The sequence below is a fragment of the Sphingomonas sp. DMC8 genome (genome assembly GCF_056314185.1).
In genome coordinates, this window is record NZ_JBQUYV010000002.1 from 614,836 (window position 1) to 633,068 (window position 18,233).

General features: G+C 65.5%; 11 protein-coding genes. 7 read left to right on the forward strand and 4 right to left on the reverse strand.

Going from position 1 to position 18,233, the window contains the following annotated elements:
* Positions 1 to 7: 7 nt before the first annotated feature.
* Positions 8 to 1,309 carry an MFS transporter gene (locus ACT53K_RS06845; protein WP_476227819.1) on the forward strand — a complete coding sequence of 434 codons (1,302 nt, stop codon included), beginning with the start codon at positions 8 to 10 and terminating at the stop codon, positions 1,307 to 1,309.
* Here the strand turns inward: ACT53K_RS06845 and ACT53K_RS06850 are convergent.
* Positions 1,292 to 2,287: a LacI family DNA-binding transcriptional regulator gene (locus ACT53K_RS06850; RefSeq protein ID WP_476227820.1), complete on the reverse strand. Its 996-nt coding sequence runs from the start codon at positions 2,285 to 2,287 to the stop codon at positions 1,292 to 1,294. The two genes, ACT53K_RS06845 and ACT53K_RS06850, sit on opposite strands and share 18 nt — an antisense overlap.
* A gap of 265 nt (positions 2,288 to 2,552) precedes the next feature.
* Between ACT53K_RS06850 and ACT53K_RS06855 the strand changes: the two genes are divergently transcribed.
* From ACT53K_RS06855 to glpK, 3 genes are all read left to right on the forward strand, one after another.
* Positions 2,553 to 4,856 carry an alpha-N-acetylglucosaminidase gene (locus ACT53K_RS06855; protein WP_476227821.1) on the forward strand — a complete coding sequence of 768 codons (2,304 nt, stop codon included), beginning with the start codon at positions 2,553 to 2,555 and terminating at the stop codon, positions 4,854 to 4,856.
* The gene (locus ACT53K_RS06860; RefSeq protein ID WP_476227822.1) at positions 4,856 to 6,004 is read left to right on the forward strand and encodes an acyltransferase family protein; all 1,149 of its coding nucleotides are present in this window, start codon (positions 4,856 to 4,858) and stop codon (positions 6,002 to 6,004) included. The genes ACT53K_RS06855 and ACT53K_RS06860 overlap by 1 nt, the downstream gene beginning before the upstream one ends.
* A 120-nt stretch (positions 6,005 to 6,124) precedes the next feature.
* Positions 6,125 to 7,609 carry a glycerol kinase GlpK gene (gene glpK / locus ACT53K_RS06865; RefSeq protein ID WP_476227823.1) on the forward strand — a complete coding sequence of 495 codons (1,485 nt, stop codon included), beginning with the start codon at positions 6,125 to 6,127 and terminating at the stop codon, positions 7,607 to 7,609.
* Positions 7,610 to 7,629: 20 nt separating this feature from the next.
* Here the strand turns inward: glpK and ACT53K_RS06870 are convergent, their stop codons facing one another.
* Positions 7,630 to 8,772 (reverse strand): cellulase family glycosylhydrolase, encoded by a 1,143-nt coding sequence (locus ACT53K_RS06870; protein WP_476227824.1) that lies wholly within the window; start codon positions 8,770 to 8,772, stop codon positions 7,630 to 7,632.
* A gap of 117 nt (positions 8,773 to 8,889) precedes the next feature.
* Positions 8,890 to 11,121, reverse strand: coding sequence for a UDP-galactopyranose mutase (gene glf / locus ACT53K_RS06875; protein WP_476227825.1), 2,232 nt, complete (start codon positions 11,119 to 11,121; stop codon positions 8,890 to 8,892).
* Positions 11,122 to 11,459: 338 nt separating this feature from the next.
* Between glf and ACT53K_RS06880 the strand changes: the two genes are divergently transcribed.
* On the forward strand, positions 11,460 to 13,658 hold the full coding sequence (locus ACT53K_RS06880; protein WP_476227826.1) for a family 1 glycosylhydrolase: 2,199 nt from the start codon (positions 11,460 to 11,462) through the stop codon (positions 13,656 to 13,658).
* Here ACT53K_RS06880 and ACT53K_RS06885 read toward each other — a convergent pair.
* On the reverse strand, positions 13,627 to 14,958 hold the full coding sequence (locus ACT53K_RS06885) for an MFS transporter (RefSeq protein ID WP_476227827.1): 1,332 nt from the start codon (positions 14,956 to 14,958) through the stop codon (positions 13,627 to 13,629). The two genes, ACT53K_RS06880 and ACT53K_RS06885, sit on opposite strands and share 32 nt — an antisense overlap.
* A 161-nt stretch (positions 14,959 to 15,119) precedes the next feature.
* On the opposite strand from ACT53K_RS06885, the gene cyoA reads away from it, so the two are divergent.
* Together cyoA and cyoB are read left to right on the forward strand one after the other, a co-directional pair.
* Positions 15,120 to 16,223, forward strand: coding sequence for a ubiquinol oxidase subunit II (gene cyoA / locus ACT53K_RS06890; protein ID WP_476227996.1), 1,104 nt, complete (start codon positions 15,120 to 15,122; stop codon positions 16,221 to 16,223).
* Between the two features lie 8 nt (positions 16,224 to 16,231).
* Positions 16,232 to 18,232, forward strand: coding sequence for a cytochrome o ubiquinol oxidase subunit I (gene cyoB / locus ACT53K_RS06895; protein WP_476227828.1), 2,001 nt, complete (start codon positions 16,232 to 16,234; stop codon positions 18,230 to 18,232).
* Position 18,233: the final 1 nt, after the last annotated feature.

An 18,233-nucleotide genomic window follows, 5' to 3' on the forward strand; every position in this document is an offset into this window, starting at 1 on the left:
GATGACGATGGCCAAGCCCCGCCTCAGCGCATTGCGCATCGTCGAGATGAACCTCGGCTTTTTCGGTCTGCAATTCTCGTTCGGCCTGCAACAGGCGAATATGGGGCCGATCTATCGCTATCTGGGCGCGGACGAAGCGACGATGCCGCTGCTATGGCTGGCGGGGCCGATGACCGGTCTGCTCGTCCAGCCGCTGATCGGCGCCCTTTCCGACCGCACCATCACGCGTTTCGGCAGGCGCACCCCCTATTTCCTGGTCGGCGCAGTGCTGTGCAGCCTGGGCCTGCTGGCGATGCCCTACAGCCCGGCGCTCTGGGTGGCCGCCAGCCTGCTCTGGATCCTCGACGCGGCGAACAACGTGACCATGGAACCGTATCGGGCCTATGTCAGCGATCGGCTGCGCGAGGACCAGCGCGCCGCCGGTTTCCTGTCGCAATCGGCCTTTACCGGCCTGGCCCAGACGCTCGCCTATTTGTCGCCTTCGTTGTTGGTGTGGGCGGGGATCAGCGGTGATCTTGTCGATGCCAATGGCATTCCGGAAATTACCCGCATCGCCTTTCTGATCGGCGCCGCGCTCTCGCTGGGGACGATCCTGTGGTCGGTGATCCGGGTGCCCGAACTGCCCATCGATGCCGAAACCGTCGCGCACGCGAAGAGCCAGGGGCTGCGCGCGGGCGCTGCGCTTGCCGATCTGGGCAATGCCTTCCGCGCCATGCCCTTGCCGATGCGGCAGCTCGCACTGGCGATGCTGTTCCAGTGGTTCGCCATGTTCGCCTATTGGCAGTACATTGTCTTCGCGCTGGCGCGTTCGGTGTTCGGCACTGCGGATGCAGGGGCGGCCGGGTTCCGAGAGGCGGCGCTGCTCAACGGGCAGATTGGCGCGCTCTATAACTTCGTCGCCTTCATCGCCGCCTTCGCAATGGTGCCGATCGCGCGGCGACTGGGTGCGCGCAACGTCCATGCGACGGCGATGCTGCTGTCGGGACTGGCGATGCTGGCGCTGCCATGGATCCACGAACCGCTGTGGCTGATCGTGCCCATGCTCGGCATCGGCATCGGCTGGGCAAGCCTGATGGGCAATCCCTATGTCATGCTGGCGGATGCCATCCCGCCGGAGCGCACCGGCGTCTATATGGGCATTTTCAACATGTTCATCGTCGTGCCGATGATGATTGAGACAGCGGTGCTGCCACTGATCTACCGCCCTCTGCTAGGCGGCGATCCCCGGCATGTGCTCATGCTGGCGGGTGCGCTGATGCTGTGCGCCGCTGCCGCAACGTTGCGGGTGCGGTCAGGCCGATCCGCGTAGGACCAGTTCGGGCGCCATCATCACCGGCTCCGCTGCTTCCCCGGCGATACGCCGCAGCAACAATTCCACCAGCAGCCGCGCGCCCCGCGCCATGTCCTGCCGGACGGTGGTGAGGGGCGGGACGGTATGCGCAGCGATGCTGATATCGTCATAGCCGACGACCGACACATCCTGCGGGATGCGCAGGCCCTGATCGGCAATCGCGCGCATCGCGCTCATCGCAATCACGTCCGAAGCAGCGACGATGCCGTCGGGCGGCGCGTGGTCGGCCAGGAAACGCGCCATCTCGGCATAGGCGCCCTTGTCCGTAAGGTGCAGCGGCAGCACCATTTCCTCGACCTGCGCCGCGTCCGCGATCGCGCGGTGGAAACCTGCATAGCGGTCGGCAAATTCGGGCACGCCGGGATCGCCCAGAAAAGCCAGGCGGCGGCGCCCGATCGCGATAAGGTGCCGCGCGGCAAGCGCGCCGCCGGCTTCGTTGTCCGTTCCGACGGTGATCTGCTGCGAATCCGGCCGCCGCGCACCCCACACTACCATCGGCGCGAAGCGGCTGGCGACATGTTCGATTGCCGAATATTGGTTCGACTGGCCGATCAGGATGATGCCGTCGACCCGCCCGGATGAAATCACATCCTCCAGCCAGCGGTCATCCTCCGGAATCACGCGCGAAAGCAGCAGGTCGAAGCCATTGCTGGCCAACGCATCCGCCAGTGGACCGATCAGCCCCATGAAGAAGGGATCGGAGAGCGTCTGGTCGACCTCGTGCCCCAGCGGGATCACCACTCCGATCGTGTTGGTGCGGCGCTTGCGCAGCGCGCTCGCCGTCTGGTTGAGGCGAAAGCCATGTTCGGTCGCCAGCGTGCGGATACGCGCCTTGGTAGCGCTGGACACGCGCGGGTGATCGGAAAGCGCGCGCGACACGGTTGAAACCGACACGCCGGCGATTTTCGCCAGTTCGACCAGACCAAGGGATTTCAACCTGCCGTTACCTCTTTGTGGCTGCGCGCTTTTCCGTCTTAGCGTGCCGGAAGCGGTTGGGAAACCACGCCGCCGTCAAACCAATATGGAGCCAATTTCCTCTCCCGCACGCCACGAGAGTGCCCAGATTGGCCATGCCAATTCGCGATTTTGTTCTAAACTGGCCTTGACAGTTTGGGGCGGGTGGCAGTCAATACGTCCTTTCGGAAGGTGAGTGGGGCAGCCGATGATCGGGAAATACGGGTTGCGGTCTCGGTATATGGCAATGATCCTGGCGGTCACGCCTTGCCTTGGCGGCGCTGCGCCCGTTTCCGCCCGCGAAGCTGCCCACGCTCGCCACGTGCCGCACGCCGTCCAAGGCGTTGCTGCCGCCCGCGCAGTGCTCGCGCGGCTGGGGGTCGACACCGGGCGAATCGACCTTTCGCTCCACGAGGGCCCCACCCCCTATTTCCATGTCCGCACTATTGGCGGCCGCGTGCGGATCGAGGGTTCGTCGGCCATCGCGCTGGTCCGCGGCGCGACGCGCTATCTGGGCGGGCAGGGGAGCCTGTTCGTCGGATGGGACGGCGTCCGCAACCGCCCGCTGCACGTCGCCAATGGCTATGACAGCGGCGTGGTGGCGTCGCCCTTTGCGCTGCGCGCCTATCTGAACACCTGCACCTATGGCTACACGACGCCCTGGTGGACCTGGGCGCGGTGGGAGCGCGAGATCGACTGGATGGCGGCGCATGGCGTCGACACGCCGCTCGCCATGGAGGGGCAGGAATATGTCTGGCGTGCGCTGTGGCGCGAACAGGGGCTGAGTGACGGACAGATCGCCGACAGCCTTTCCGCCGCGCCCTTCCTGCCCTGGCAGCGCATGGGCAATATTGCCGGCTATCGGGCGCCGCTCTCGGCCAACTGGATCGAAAAGAAGCACGCCCTGCAGCGCAAGATCCTCACCCGGATGCGCGCGCTGGGGATGCAACCGGTGCTGCCCGCCTTTTCCGGCTATGTCCCCGAAGCCTTTGCGAAGGCGCATCCGGAAGCGAAGATCTACCAGATGCGCGCCTGGGAGGGGTTTCCCGGAACCTATTGGCTCGATCCGTCCGACCCGTGGTTCGCGCGGCTCGCTGCCCGCTTCATCGGGATCTACAATGCCACCTATGGCGCGGGGCGCTATTACCTCGCGGACGCCTTTAACGAGATGGTGCCGCCGATTGCCGAGGACGGCAGCGACGCGCGCGCCGCGACCTATGGCGATTCGATTGCGAACAGCGCGGCAACGCGCGCTGCGGCGCTGCCCAAGCCGGTGCGGGATGCGCGGCTGGCGGCCTATGGCGAGCGGCTCTACCGCTCGATCACGGCGGCCGCGCCGAATGCGACATGGGTGATGCAGGGCTGGCTGTTCGGCGCGGACAAGGCGTTCTGGACGCCCGATGCGATCGCGGCCTTCCTGTCCAAAGTGCCGAACGACCGCATGCTGATCCTCGACATCGGCAATGATCGCTATCCCGGCATCTGGAACGCGACCCAGGCCTTTTTCGGCAAGAACTGGGTCTATGGCTATGTCCATAACTATGGCGGCAGCAATCCGGTCTATGGCGATCTGAAATTCTACCGCAGCGACATCGCCGCGGCGCTCGCCAATGCCGGGCGGGGGCAGTTGCGCGGGTTCGGCCTGTTTCCGGAAGGGCTGCACAACAACCCGATCGTCTATGCCTATGCCTATGACCTTGCCTGGGGCGAGATCGACGGCAACGGCGTGCCGCGCCCGCTCGATCAATGGCTCGCCGACTATAGCCGCGCGCGGTACGGCCACAGCGCGAAGCCACTTGTCGAAGCCTGGAGCACCGCCATCGCCGGTGCCTATGCCACGCGCTACTGGACGCCGCGCTGGTGGCACGAACAGGCCGGCGCCTATCTGTTCTTCAAGTTCCCGACCCTCGACGGCGCGGCCTATCCGCCAAGCCCGGGCGATCCGGCTGCCCTGCGCAAGGGCATCGACGCGCTGCTCGCACAAGCGCCGGCGCTGGCTGGAGAGCCCCTCTACGTACAGGATGTCGTCGATCTCGTCCGCCATTATGCCAGCCTGAAGCTGGACGACCGGCTCAAGGCCGCGATCGCTGCCTATCAGTCGGGCGATGTCCCCGCGGGCGACCGTGCGGCGGAAAGCATGGCGCAGCTTGCCGGCACCATCGACGCGCTGGCCGGCAACCAGCAGGAAACGCTGGGCAGCTGGCTGGCCGACGCCAGCGCCTATGGCGACACGCCGGCGGAGAAAGCTGCCTTTGTCGAGCAGGCCAAGGCCGTCGTAACCGTCTGGGGCGGCACAGGCCACCTTTCCGACTATGCCTCGCGCGCGTGGCAAGGGCTGTACGCAGGCTATTACCTGCCGCGCTGGCAGCAATTCCTCGCCGCACAGCGCCGCGCGGCGCTGGCGCATGTGCCGCTCGATGCCGCAGCCACCACCCGCGCCATTCGCGACTGGCAGAGCGGCTGGCTGAAGGACGGGCGCCTCTGGCCCCGCCGCCGCCCTGCCGCGCCGCTTGCCCTTGCCCGCACCCTCCTCGCCGAAACGGATCGCTGATGACCGAAACCCAGGCCGCCACCATTGCCACGCTCCAGGGCAAGCCCCGCTTCCTCGCGCTCGACGTGTTCCGGGGGGCGACCATCTTCCTGATGATCCTGGTGAACACCGCAGGCCCGGGCGCGCCGGCCTATCCGCAACTGGTCCACGCCAAATGGATCGGCTTCACGCTCGCCGATCTGGTGTTTCCCACCTTCCTGTTCGCGATGGGCAACGCGATGAGCTTCGCGCTGCGCAAGCCTGTCGCCACCGGTCCCTATCTGGCGCGGCTGTTCCGGCGCGGCGCGATCATCTTCGTGCTCGGCTATCTGATGTACTGGTTCCCGTTCGTGCAGCACGGGGCGGACGGGTGGGCGTTCAAGCCCTTCGCGCTCACCCGCGTTCCCGGCGTGCTCCAGAGGCTGGCGCTCTGCTATGTTCTGGCGGGCCTGATGGTCCGCTGGTTGTCGACGCGGCAACTCGTATTGGCGTCGATCGCCCTGCTTGCCGGCTATTGGGCGATTCTCGTCGCGTTCAGCCCGCCGGGCATGGCCTTTGACAAGTTCGCCAATATCGGCACGCGGATCGACCTGTGGCTGCTGGGGCCGGGGCATCTGTACAAGAAGGACAGCGGTTTCGATCCCGAAGGGCTGCTCGGCACGTTGCCGGCAACGGTGAACGTGCTCGCCGGCTACCTCGCCGGGCTGGCGATCGTGCGCGGTCCCAGCCTGTCGCGCACGGTGCGGGCAATGGCACTGGTCGGCGCTGCGCTGATCGTCGCGGGCCTCGCCTGGGCCCCATGGTTCCCGATCGCCAAGAAGCTGTGGACCGGCTCCTACGTGCTTTTGACGGTTGGGCTCGACCTGCTGCTGCTCGGCGCGACCATCGCGCTCATCGAACTGGCGGGCTTCCGGCGCGGCACGCGCTTTTTCACCATCCTCGGACGCAATCCGCTCGCCATCTATCTGTTTTCCGAACTGTTCGTCACCGCCATCAACCTCGTTCCCACCGGCACGGATCACGATGTGTATGAGGTGGCGGGCATCGATCTGTTCCAGCGGATAGCGCCCGGCGCGCTGGGCTCGCTCCTCTGTGCGCTCGCCTATACGATGCTCTGCTGGGCGGTCGGATGGTGGATGGACAGCAAGGGCCTCATCCTGAAGGCGTAGCTCCCGGCAACGCGCGCTCCCGTCCCCGGCCACTGCATTTCCGCCGCATCGCCGCACCGAAAGCGTTGACCCGGAAGCCGAACTCGATGAGCGTTCGGACAGTAAAGGAGAGGGGCCCGCGTGACGCAAACGCACATCCTGGCGATCGATCAGGGAACGACTTCCACCCGCAGCGTGATATTCGATGCGCGCGGCCGCCGCGTCGCGACCGCGCAGGCCGAACTCGCCCAGCATTATCCCGCGCAAGGGTGGGTGGAGCATGATCCGGAAGAGATATGGCGCGCCACCCTCGCCACCGCGCGCGATGCGCTGGCGAAAAGCGGCCTTGGCGCAGGCGCAATCGCGGCGATCGGCATCACCAACCAGCGCGAGACGACGCTGATCTGGGACCGTGCGACCGGTCAACCGCTCTATCCCGCGATCGTATGGCAGGACCGCCGCACCGCAGAGCATTGCCAGCGGCTGCGCGGGGATGGCGCGGAGGCGCTGGTGCGCGAACGGACCGGCCTGCTCCTAGACCCCTATTTTTCTGCGACCAAGATCGGCTGGATACTCGATCATGTCCCGGGCGCGCGGGCACGCGCCGAACGGGGCGAACTCGCCTTCGGCACGGTCGACAGCTTCCTGCTATGGCGACTGACCGGCGGCACTGTGCACGCAACGGACGTCACCAACGCATCGCGCACCTCGCTATGGAACATCCATCGCGGCGAATGGGACGCGGCACTTTGCCGCCTGTTCGGCATCCCGCCCGCGCTGCTGCCGCGCGTTCACGACAATGCGCATGTCTATGGCACGACCGCGCCCGATCTGTTCGGCGCGGCCATTCCCATTGCCGGCATGGCGGGCGACCAGCAGGCGGCGCTGTTCGGGCAATGCTGTTTCGCGCCGGGCGACGTGAAGTCGACCTATGGCACCGGCTGCTTCATGCTGCTCAATACCGGCGAGCAGGCGATTGTATCGGACCATCGCTTGCTGACCACCCCGGCCTATCGCATCGGTGGGCAGACGCGCTACGCGCTCGAAGGCTCGATCTTCGTCGCGGGGGCCGCGATCAAGTGGCTGCGCGACGGGATCGGCGTGATCACCCATGCCAGCCAGACCAACGACATGGCGACGCGCGTGTCGGACAGTCACGGCGTATACATGGTGCCTGCCTTTGTCGGCCTCGGCGCCCCGCATTGGAACCCCGATGCGCGGGGCGCGATCTTCGGCCTGACGCTGGGTGCGACACAGGCGCATCTCGCCCGCGCCGCGCTCGAGGCCGTTGCCTACCAGACCTGTGACCTGCTGACCGCGATGGTGCAGGACGGCGGCAATCGTCCGGCGATGCTGCGCGTCGACGGCGGCATGGCGGCCAATGACTGGCTGTGCGGCTTCCTTGCCGACATCCTCCGGGTCACGGTCGAGCGGCCGGACGATCTGGAAACCACCGCGCGCGGTGCCGCCTTTCTGGCCGGCCTCGCCGTGGGTCTGTGGTCAGGGCTCGACGCGCTCACTGCAATCTGGTCGCGTGAGGCGTGTTTCGAAGCGCACATGCCCGACGATCGCCGCGATGCCCTGCTCGCCGGATGGCATGATGCGCTCAGGCGTACCCTGCAATAGCACCCGTCGCCGCAACCACCTCAGGCTGCGGCGGCGGTGGAGTCCGGCCAGCCCTTGTTTCCTAATGCCGTGGGTCGAACCGCGACGATCGGCCAGTGCGGCGCGCCCTTGTCGATGGCGGCGAGCAACCGAAGAAATTCGACTTCCTCGGCATCATGCGGCGTCCCGCCCGTGTCGAAGATGTCGTGGAACCACTTGTCCTTCAGGCCGGCGAAATTCGGGTTTTCCCACGCGGCCCAGGGAAGGTGCGTCTGCGTCTTGCCGCAAACCAGCCCCCAGCAGAACGCCGCCACGCCTTCCTCGCGCGCGATCGGCAAAATCGCCTCGAAGGTGCTGCCGGCGGGACGGGCCATGAATTCCGTGCACAGCAGCGGCCGCCCGAAGGCGCGCAGCCAGCCGATCCGCTGGCGGAAATCCTCGGCGACGCCGTAATTGTGGAACGAGATGACATCCGAAAGATCGGTCTGCGCCCGCTGCAACGGCGTCAGCCGCTCGGGCGCGGACCAGTCGCCCAGCCAGATGCCGCTGGTGAGCGGCTGCATCGGCGCCATCGCTCTGGCCCAGCCGAACGCCTGGACCAGCACCGGCAGTACCAGATCGGCCTTCGCGCCCAGTTCGCCGGCATCGCACAGCGACACTTCGGGGCCATTGTCGGGCTCATTCCACACGTCCCAGGCGAGGACGCGCGGATCGCGTCCGAAGCGGGCGACCACGCCCTTCACATAGGCTTCGAGGCGCGGGAGCTGCGCGGGATCGCGCAGTGCAGGCACGCCGGGGGACTGGACCCAGCCAGAATTATGGACGCCGGGGGCGGGGTGCGGCTGCGGCCCCAGCGCCGGTTCGGGGTTCCAGCACGAGTCGAACAGCACCAGCATGGTGCGGATGCCATGGCCGTCGGCGATGGTCAGGAACTGGTCCACGCGGTCGAGAAAGCCGGCGGCATCGTCCACCCACAGCAGGTCGTGCAGATACACGCGCACGGCGTTCATTCCCACCGACGCGGCCAGGGCAAGCTCGTCCGCAATTGCCTGCGGATCGAACGTGGCGGCCTGCCACATCTCCAGCTGGTTGATGGCATTCGACGGGGTGAAGTTGCATCCCATGATCCAGGGATGCGCCGCATGCCACGCCGCCGCTGCTGCTTTCGTCCACCGATCGCCCATCGTCACTGCTCCGCGCCTGATCCGGCCTTCAACTTTCGTTGACATGCTTTTGAATCTAAGCGCGGAATTGTGAATTGAGGATGTCTCCTTAGGGCGGAGTAACGTAGCCGTTAACCATTATGCCGCGGCAGCTTCCGCCTCAACCTGCGCAGGGGCAGGCTGGACGAAGCGCTTGCGCCAGGTGGCCAGCGCCTGACCCACAACCTGGTCCATGTTGTAATAGCGATAGGTTGCCAGTCGCCCGACGAACGTGACGTCGCGTTGCGCCAGGGCCAGCGCCTCATAACGCTTGAACAGCGCCTGATTTTCCGGCCGGGGTATCGGGTAATAGGGATCGCCCTCGGCACTCGGATACTCATAGGTGATGCTGGTCTGCGCAGCCTGTTCGCCGGTGAGGTGCTTGTATTCGGTCACGCGGGTATAGGGCACCGCTTCGTCCGGGTAATTGACCACCGCGACCTGCTGCAACCATTCCTGCTCCAGCGTGCGGTGCTCGAAACGCAGCGAACGATAGGGCAGTCGGCCGTAGCAATGGCCGAAATATTCGTCGATCGGCCCGGTGAAAATGAGATGGTCGTGGGGATAGGCCTCGCGCGCCTCGACATAATCGACGCCCAGCAACAGGTCGATATTCGGATGGTCGAGCATCCGCTCGAACATCGCCGTATAGCCCTTGGCCGGCATCGCCTGGAACGTATCGGCGAAATAGCGATCGTCGGTATTGGTGCGGGTCGGCACGCGCGCGGTCACGGATTTGTCGAGTTCGGACGGGTCCATGCCCCACTGCTTGCGGGTATAGCCCTGGAAGAACTTCTCATACAGGTCGCGGCCCACCGCCGAGATGACGACATCCGCCGAAGTGCGGATTTCGGGCAGCGGTTCCGCGCGCGTTGCGAGGAACGCAGCGGCGTCTTCGTCGCTCTGCAGGTTGAGGCCATAGAGGCGGTTCAGCGTCGTGCGGTTGATCGGAATCGGCACCCGCATCCCGTCCACTTCGGCGAGCACGCGATGTTCATAGTCGCGCCATTCCGTGAAGCGCGAGAGATAGTCGAACACGTCGCGGCTGTTGGTGTGGAAGATATGCGGTCCATATTGATGGATCAGCAGCCCTGCATCGTCACGGCAGTCATAGGCATTGCCGGCGACGTGCGGGCGCTGATCGACCACCAGCACCTTCTTACCCGATCCCGCCGCAAGCCGCTCGGCCATCACGGCACCCGCAAAGCCCGCGCCGACCACCATCACGTCATAGCGCCGCGTCCGCTCTGCCGGCCACAGCGCCGGCGCGACGATCGGCTGGACCGCGCCGGCCCGGGCGGTCACTGCCCCGATCAGCGCAACCATGCGGGCGAAGGTCTCGTCCCACGACATGCGCGACAGCATCGCATCGACTTCGCCGCGCCAGGCGTCATCGCCCTCGGCCAACGCCAGCGCTGCCTCGCACGCAGCGACAAAGGCTTCGGGCGTAGCGGCGATGCGGACACCTTCCAGCGCATCATACTGGCGTACGACGTCGGTAATCGGCGTCGACACCACCGGCAGGCCGGCGGCGAGATATTCCGGGGTCTTGGTGGGGCTGATGAAGCGGGTGGCCGCATTGATCGCAAAGGGCATCAACGCCACGTCCCAGCCATTGAGATAGGCGGGCAGCTCGGCATAGGCTTTGCCGCCGAGATAATGGAGGTTCGGCCGCTGCGGCAGATCGGCCGGGTCTATCTTCACCACCGGGCCGACAATGATGAGCGACCAGTCGGGGCGCGCATCGGCAAGTGCCGCCAGCAGGTCCAGGTCCATCCGCTCGTCGACCACGCCGTAAAAGCCCAGCCGGGGATGCGGAAGGCCAACCTGGTCGGCCGGCTCCGCCTGCGCAAACCGAGCGCGCCCGAAATGCGCGACGTCCACGCTGGAAGGGAAGGGGTGAACGGCCGGATGCTGGTCGCGCTTCGCCTCGTACAGGCTATAGCCGCCGGTGAACACCAGATCGGCTTCGCCCAGCAGCCGCTTCTCCAGCGGAATCAGCTCGGGCGGCGCATTTCGGAAATTCGACAGCTCGTCCATGCAGTCATAGACGACGCAGTCCGCTTCAAGGTGCGCCGAGAAGGGCAGCATCATCGGCGTGTAGTACCAGCGCACCAGCGACCGCGGCTTCTCGGCAGCAAGCAATCCGTCGAGCAGCGTGCGGAGCGCGCCCTCGACTTCGGCTGCGTCCAGTCCTTCGGGCAGATGCGGTGTGGCGACGACGACGCCCGTGTCCGGGCAGGTCCGAACCTCGAGTTCCGGCGCCGGCACGTCCGCGATGATCGGCTCTTCCCAGAATATCGTCCGCTGCTGCCGCGCAAAGCGCAGCATCAGATGCTGCGGTCGCTGGAAGACGAAATTCCATCGGAGATGACTGAAACAAAGAAGAAGGCCAGGATCATCGCCGACGCGGGATTGAATTCGGGCGGAAGAATGAATCGCGTCAGACGCCATGGCCATGAACCTTTTGTGATGAGGCAGGTTTAACGGCGCGGCCCCGGCAATGTTCCGAAACAGCATTTCGTATCAATCACTTAACTTGCATCAATTGCAGCCTATTCTTTGCGGGATGAACGCAAGAGCAATGCGGCGCGTTCGGGCACAGACGCGATCGGCGGGACGGAGGATTTCTGGAACCTTTGCAACTATGGGGCGGCGCGGAATGCACCGTGAATCGGGTCGGCAACCGGTATCGCGACCAGTTGCGCGACACCGGCCACGCCGTGCGGCTCGACGATCTCGACCGGGTGGCGGCGCTGGGCGTGCAGGCGCTGCGCTTTCCCGTCTTGTGGGAGCGCGTGTCGCCTGAAGCGGCGGCCCGATGCGATTGGGACTGGAGCGACGTCCGGCTGGCGCATTTGCACGCGCTGGGGGTGCGGCCGATCGTCGGGCTGCTCCATCATGGCAGCGGCCCGCGCCGCACCAGCCTGCTGGACCCCGACTTTGCGCGGAAGTTCGGCGACTATGCTGCCCGGGTGGCGGAGCGCTATCCCTGGGTCCGCGACTGGACTCCGGTCAACGAGCCGTTGACGACAGCCCGTTTCAGCGCGCTGTACGGCCATTGGTATCCCCATGCGCGCGACGAAGGCGCCTTCTGGCGCGCGCTCGTCCATCAGGTGGAAGGGACGGCTGCCGCCATGAAGGCGATCCGGGCGGTGCGCCCCGATGCGCGGCTGATCCAGACCGACGATCTCGGCACCAGCCACGCCACCGCGGCGGTGCGGGACCAGGCCGCCTTCGACAATGCGCGGCGCTGGATGGGGTGGGACTTGCTGTTCGGCCGCGCCGTCCCCGGCCATCCGCTATGGGAACATCTGGCGGGCTTCGGCCTTGCGCAGCGACTGGAGCAACTGGCCGCCGCGCCCTGTCCGCCCGACGTGATCGGGCTCAACCATTATCTGACCAGCGACCGCTTTCTCGATCACCGTATCCGCCGCTATCCGGCGTACTTGCGCGGTGGCAATGGCAGGATGCGCTATGCCGATACCGAAGCGGTCCGCGCGCTCGATCCGCCGCCGCCGGGGCTGGCCCATGCGCTTACCCAGACCTGGGAACGCTATGCCACGCCCATCGCCATTACCGAGGTGCATAATGGCTGCACGCGGGAGGAACAGATGCGCTGGATGCGCGATGCCTGGGAGGATGCGCAGGCGGCCCGACGGAAGGGCGTAAAAGTGGAGGCCGTCACCGCCTGGGCGCTGTTCGGCAATGTCGGCTGGGATACGCTGCTCACCGCGCCCGGCGGCTATGAATGCGGCGTGTTCGATGTCCGCGCCGGCACGCCGCGCGCGACGGCGATGGTGCCGCTGCTCCAGGCGCTTGCGGCGGGCAGGGCGCCCGACCATCCGGCGCTTGCCGGTCAGGGATGGTGGCGCCGCGCGCACCGGCTGGTCCATCCCGCCGTACCGCGCCCCGCGCCCATGGCCGAGCACCGGCGCATGGATGCACCCGCACAGCCCGCCCATCCGATCCTCATCGCCGGTGCGACGGGAACGCTTGGCCAGGCCCTTGCCCGTGCCTGTACTGCCCGCGATCTCGCCTATGTACTGACCGACCGCGCGCGCCTCGATCTCGGCAATCCGGCCAGCATCGATGCGGCGCTCGACCGGTTTCAGCCCTGGGCGGTGATCAACGCGACCGGCTGGGTCCGGGTCGACGAAGCCGAAGCGGCCGAAGCGGCATGCCACGCCGTCAATGCCACCGGGGCAGAGCGTCTCGCCACGGCCTGCGCGGCACGCGACATACCGACACTCGGCTTCTCCAGCGATCTGGTGTTCGACGGAACGGCAGCGCGAGCATATCGCGAGTCCGACCCCGCCAGCCCGCGCAACGCCTATGGCCGCAGCAAGGCTGCCGCAGAGGCGGCGATCGGTGCGCTGCCCGGGCGCCACCTGATCGTCCGCACCGCCGCCTTCTTCTCACCCCATGACGCGCATAATTTCGCGGTGCACGCGCTCGAGACATTAGCGCGCGGCGATGCCTTTGCGGCGGCGGAGGATCAGGTCGTCAGCCCCAGCTATGTGCCGCATCTGTGCAATGCCGCGCTCGACGCGCTGATCGATGGCATGACGGGGCTGTTGCACCTGACCAACCACACTGCGATCCGCTGGGACGATTTCGCGCGCGCGCTGGCAGAAGCGTGCGGCCTGAACGCCGATCTGGTGAAAAGCGCCCCCGGCAGATCGCTCGGATGGCGCGCGGTACGCCCCACTTATGTGCCGCTGGCAAGCGAATATGGACGGCTGATGCCGAGCCTTGAGGCTGCCATCGAAGACTTCGCGGCAGCACCCGAAACTGCCGCCCGGATCGCGCGGATCCGGGCGGAAGCCCGCCAGCTCAATCGAGCCGGCGCGCCAGTTCCTTGTTGAGGTAGAGCGCCACCAGCGTGCCCAGCGCGCCGGAGAGCAGATAGGCGCCGGCCGCGATCAGCCCGAAATGCTGCGCGAGCAGCAGCGCGGCGAGCGGCGCAAAACCGGCACCCACCAGCCACGCCAGATCCGAGGTGAGCGCCGCCCCGGTATAGCGCGCGCGCTTCGGGAAATTGCTCGTCACCGCGCCCGACGACTGCCCGAACGACAGGCCGAGCAGAATGAAGCCCAGGATCATGAACGCCGTCTCACCGACGCTGCCCGCATCGAGCAGCTGCGGCGCGAAGCCGGAGAACATCGCAATCGCGGCCGCAGTGTAGCCCAGCAGCGAGCGACGCCCGATCCTGTCGGCCAGCATCCCCGACACGACGATGGCGATCACGCCGAACCCGCCGCCGATCATTTCGATGAGCAGGAACCGCGTCACGCTTTCCTGCGTGAACAGCGACACCCAGGAAAGCGGGAACACCGTTACCATGTGGAACAGCGAGAAGCTGGCGAGGGGCGCGAATGCCCCGATGATGATGTTGCGCCACTGCGCCCGGATCGTCGCCAGCACGGGCGAGGGGGTCAGTTCGCGGCTCTTGAACATCAACACATATTCTTGCGCGACGACCATGCGCAGGCGGGCGAACAGCGCCACCACATTGAGCGCGAACGCGACGAAGAACGGATAGCGCCAGCCCCAGGACATGAAATCCGCGCTGTCGAGCAGCCCCACGAAGAAGGCGAACAGGCCGCTGGCCACCATCAGGCCTAGCGGGGCACCGAGCTGCGGCACCATCGCGTACCAGCCCCTTTTTGCTGCAGGTGCGTTTAGCGCCAGCAGCGAAGCCAGACCATCCCACGCACCGCCCAGAGCGATGCCCTGGCCGACTCGGAAAAGCCCCAGCAGCACGGCCGACCAGAGGCCGACTTCGGCATAGCCGGGCAGGAATGCGATCGACACAGTCGAGGTACCAAGCAGGAACAAAGCGAGGGTGAGTTTGGCGCCGCGCCCATGGCGGCGGTCGACACGCATGAAAATCTGGGTGCCCAGCGGACGGGCGACAAAGGCAAGCGGGAAGAGGGCGAACGACCAGATCGTGCCACTAAGTCGATCAAGATAAGGGAAAACCAGCGCCGGAAAGACGAGCACCGAGGCGATGGCGTAGACGAAGAAGTCGAAAAATTCGCTAGTTCGTCCGATGATTACCCCAATGGCGATGTCGCCGGGGCGGAGGTGATCGTCACCTTTGGAGGTGTTGATCAGGCGGGCGTCATGTTCGATCCGGGTCGAACCAAAATCAGCGGTAGCCATGGTGCCGTTATACTCCAACGGCACCTCCAACGCACATAGGGAAAACACGGGTGCATTGACATGGGACAAATTGTCCTATTTCGCACCCGCACAAACGACTCTAACTCGCGAGCGCTATGTCTGGACCCCTCTCTTTTGCCCATGGTGCTGCCCGCAGCACGATGGCGCGCATCGCCACTGTCGCGGCGCCGATGCTGCTCGGCGGATGCAATCTCGTCGTGATGAACCCGTCGGGCGATATCGCGCGTCAACAGGCCGACCTGATCCTCTGGTCGACCTTCCTGATGCTGCTGATCATCATTCCGGTGATGATCCTCACGGTCGTTTTCGCGTTCAAGTATCGCGCGAGCAACCAGTATGCCGAGTACAAGCCCGATTGGGACCACTCGACCCGCATCGAGCTGGTGATCTGGTCGGCGCCGCTGCTGATCATCATCGCACTGGGCGCGCTCACCTGGCTCGCGACGCACAAGCTCGATCCGTACCGGCCGCTCGACCGCATCGCGCCGGGCAAGCCGATCGCCGCAAACGACAAGCCGCTGGAGATCCAGGTGGTGTCGCTCGACTGGAAGTGGCTGTTCATCTACCCCGAACAGGGCGTGGCGACCGTCAACGAGCTGGTGCTGCCGACCAACCGCCAGGTCCGTTTCCGCATGACCTCGTCGAGCGTGATGAACACCTTCTACGTGCCGGCGATGGCAGGCATGGTCTATACGATGCCGGGCATGGAGACGAAGCTTCATGCGGTGATGAACAAGGCAGGCAAGTTCCAGGGCGTGAGCGCGAACTATAGCGGCGCCGGCTTCTCCGACATGCGTTTCCCGACCATCGCGACCGACGATGCCGGTTTCGCCCAGTGGGTCCAGAAGGCAAAGGGCGCGAGCCAGAAGCTCGATGCGGCAACCTATCTCCAGCTCGAAAAGCCGAGCGAGAAGGTGCCGGCGACCGAATATGGCACTGTCGAAGGCGGCCTGTTCGACCGGATCGTCCAGATGTGCGTGAAGCCGGGCAGCGTGTGCACCACCCAGATGATGCACCATGATGCAGGTGCCCATGAAATGGCCCCGCCGGTAAACGACAAGGCCGGCGAAGGCGCGAAGGGCGCCATCATGCAGGGCCCGCACGAGATGCACGACAGCCCGCACATGACCCATCCGCACGGCGAGCCCGAAGGCAAATCCGCGCCCGGATCGGATTCGAACCGCAATATGACGAGCCTCGACCAGCCGGCGCTTCCCGGCCGCGCGGGCGAGCACAAGGCCTGAGCACCCCCATGTCTGACACATTGATCAAAATGATCTTCGGTCGGCTCTCTCTCGAGAGCCTGCCGTTGCATGAGCCGATCGTCGTCGCGACCTTCTGCGTCGTGGCGCTCGGCGGCGTCGCCCTGGTGGGCGCGCTCACCTATTTCCGCCTGTGGGGCTATCTCTGGAAGGAGTGGTTCACCACGGTCGATCACAAGCGCATCGGCATCATGTACATGGTGCTGGGCCTGGTGATGCTGCTGCGCGGCTTTGCCGACGCGATCATGATGCGCCTGCAACAGGCAATGGCGTTCGGCGCGAACGAGGGGTACCTCAATTCGCACCATTACGACCAGATCTTCACCGCCCACGGCGTGATCATGATCTTCTTCGTGGCGATGCCGTTCGTCACCGGCCTGATGAACTATGTGGTGCCGCTGCAGATCGGTGCGCGCGACGTCAGCTTCCCGTTCCTGAACAATTTCAGCTTCTGGATGACGGCGGCGGGTGCGGCGATCGTGATGGCCAGCCTGTTCATCGGTGAGTTCGCGCGGACCGGCTGGCTGGCGATGGCGCCGCTGTCGGGCCTGGATTACTCGCCGGACGTGGGCGTCGACTATTATGTCTGGTCGCTGCAGATCGCGGGTGTCGGCACCTTGCTCTCGGGCGTCAACCTGATCGCCACCATCGTCAAGATGCGTGCGCCGGGCATGAGCCTGATGAAGATGCCGGTCTTCACCTGGACCGCGCTTGCCACCAACATCCTGATCGTCGCTGCCTTCCCGGTGCTGACCGCCGTGCTCGCACTGCTCAGCCTCGACCGCTATGTCGGCACGCACTTCTTCACGAACACCGCCGGCGGCAACCCGATGATGTACGTGAACATGATCTGGATCTGGGGCCACCCGGAGGTGTACATCCTGGTCCTGCCGGTGTTCGGCATCTTCTCCGAAGTCACCGCGACCTTCTCGGGCAAGCGCCTGTTCGGCTATACCTCGATGGTCTACGCCGTGCTGGTCATCACCATCCTGTCGTACCTCGTCTGGCTCCATCACTTCTTCACGATGGGCTCGGGCGCGAGCGTGAACAGCTTCTTCGGCATCACCACGATGATCATCTCGATCCCGACGGGTGCGAAGATCTTCAACTGGCTGTTCACCATGTACAAGGGCCGCATCCGCTTCGAACTGCCGATGATGTGGACGGTCGCGTTCATGCTGACCTTCGTGATCGGCGGCATGACGGGCGTGCTGCTGGCGGTGCCGCCGGCCGACTTCGTGCTGCACAACTCGCTGTTCCTGGTCGCGCACTTCCACAACGTGATCATCGGCGGCGTGCTGTTCGGCCTGTTCGCCGGCATCAACTACTGGTGGCCCAAGGCGTTCGGCTTCAAGCTCGACAAGAAGTGGGGCCTGGTGTCCTTCTGGTGCTGGGTCATCGGCTTCTGGGTGGCGTTCATGCCGCTCTACATCCTGGGCCTGATGGGCGTCACCCGCCGTCTGCGCCATTTCGAAGACCCCAGCCTGCAGATCTGGTTCGTGATCGCTGCCATTGGCGCCGCGATCATCGCCGTCGGCATCGCGGCCTTCCTGCTCCAGATCTTCGTCAGCATCCGCAATCGCGAGGCGCTGAAGGACGAAAGCGGCGATCCCTGGAACGCCCGCACGCTGGAATGGTCGACCTCGTCGCCGCCGCCGGACTATAATTTCGCGTTCACGCCGATCATCCACGATCTGGATGCCTGGTACGACATGAAATCGCATGGTGCGGTGCGCCCGGTGGATGGCTTCCAGCCGATCCACATGCCGAAGAACACCGGCGCTGGCATCATTCTGGCGGGCTTCTCGCTGGTGTTCGGTATGGCGATGATCTGGTACATCTGGTGGCTGGCGGCGGCATCGTTCGTCGGGCTGGTGGCCGCTGCGATCATCCACACCTTCAACTATAATCGCGACTTCTACATCCCTGCAGAAGAAGTGACCGAAACCGAGAATGCGCGCACCCAGGTGCTCGCGCGGCTGGGAGCATGAC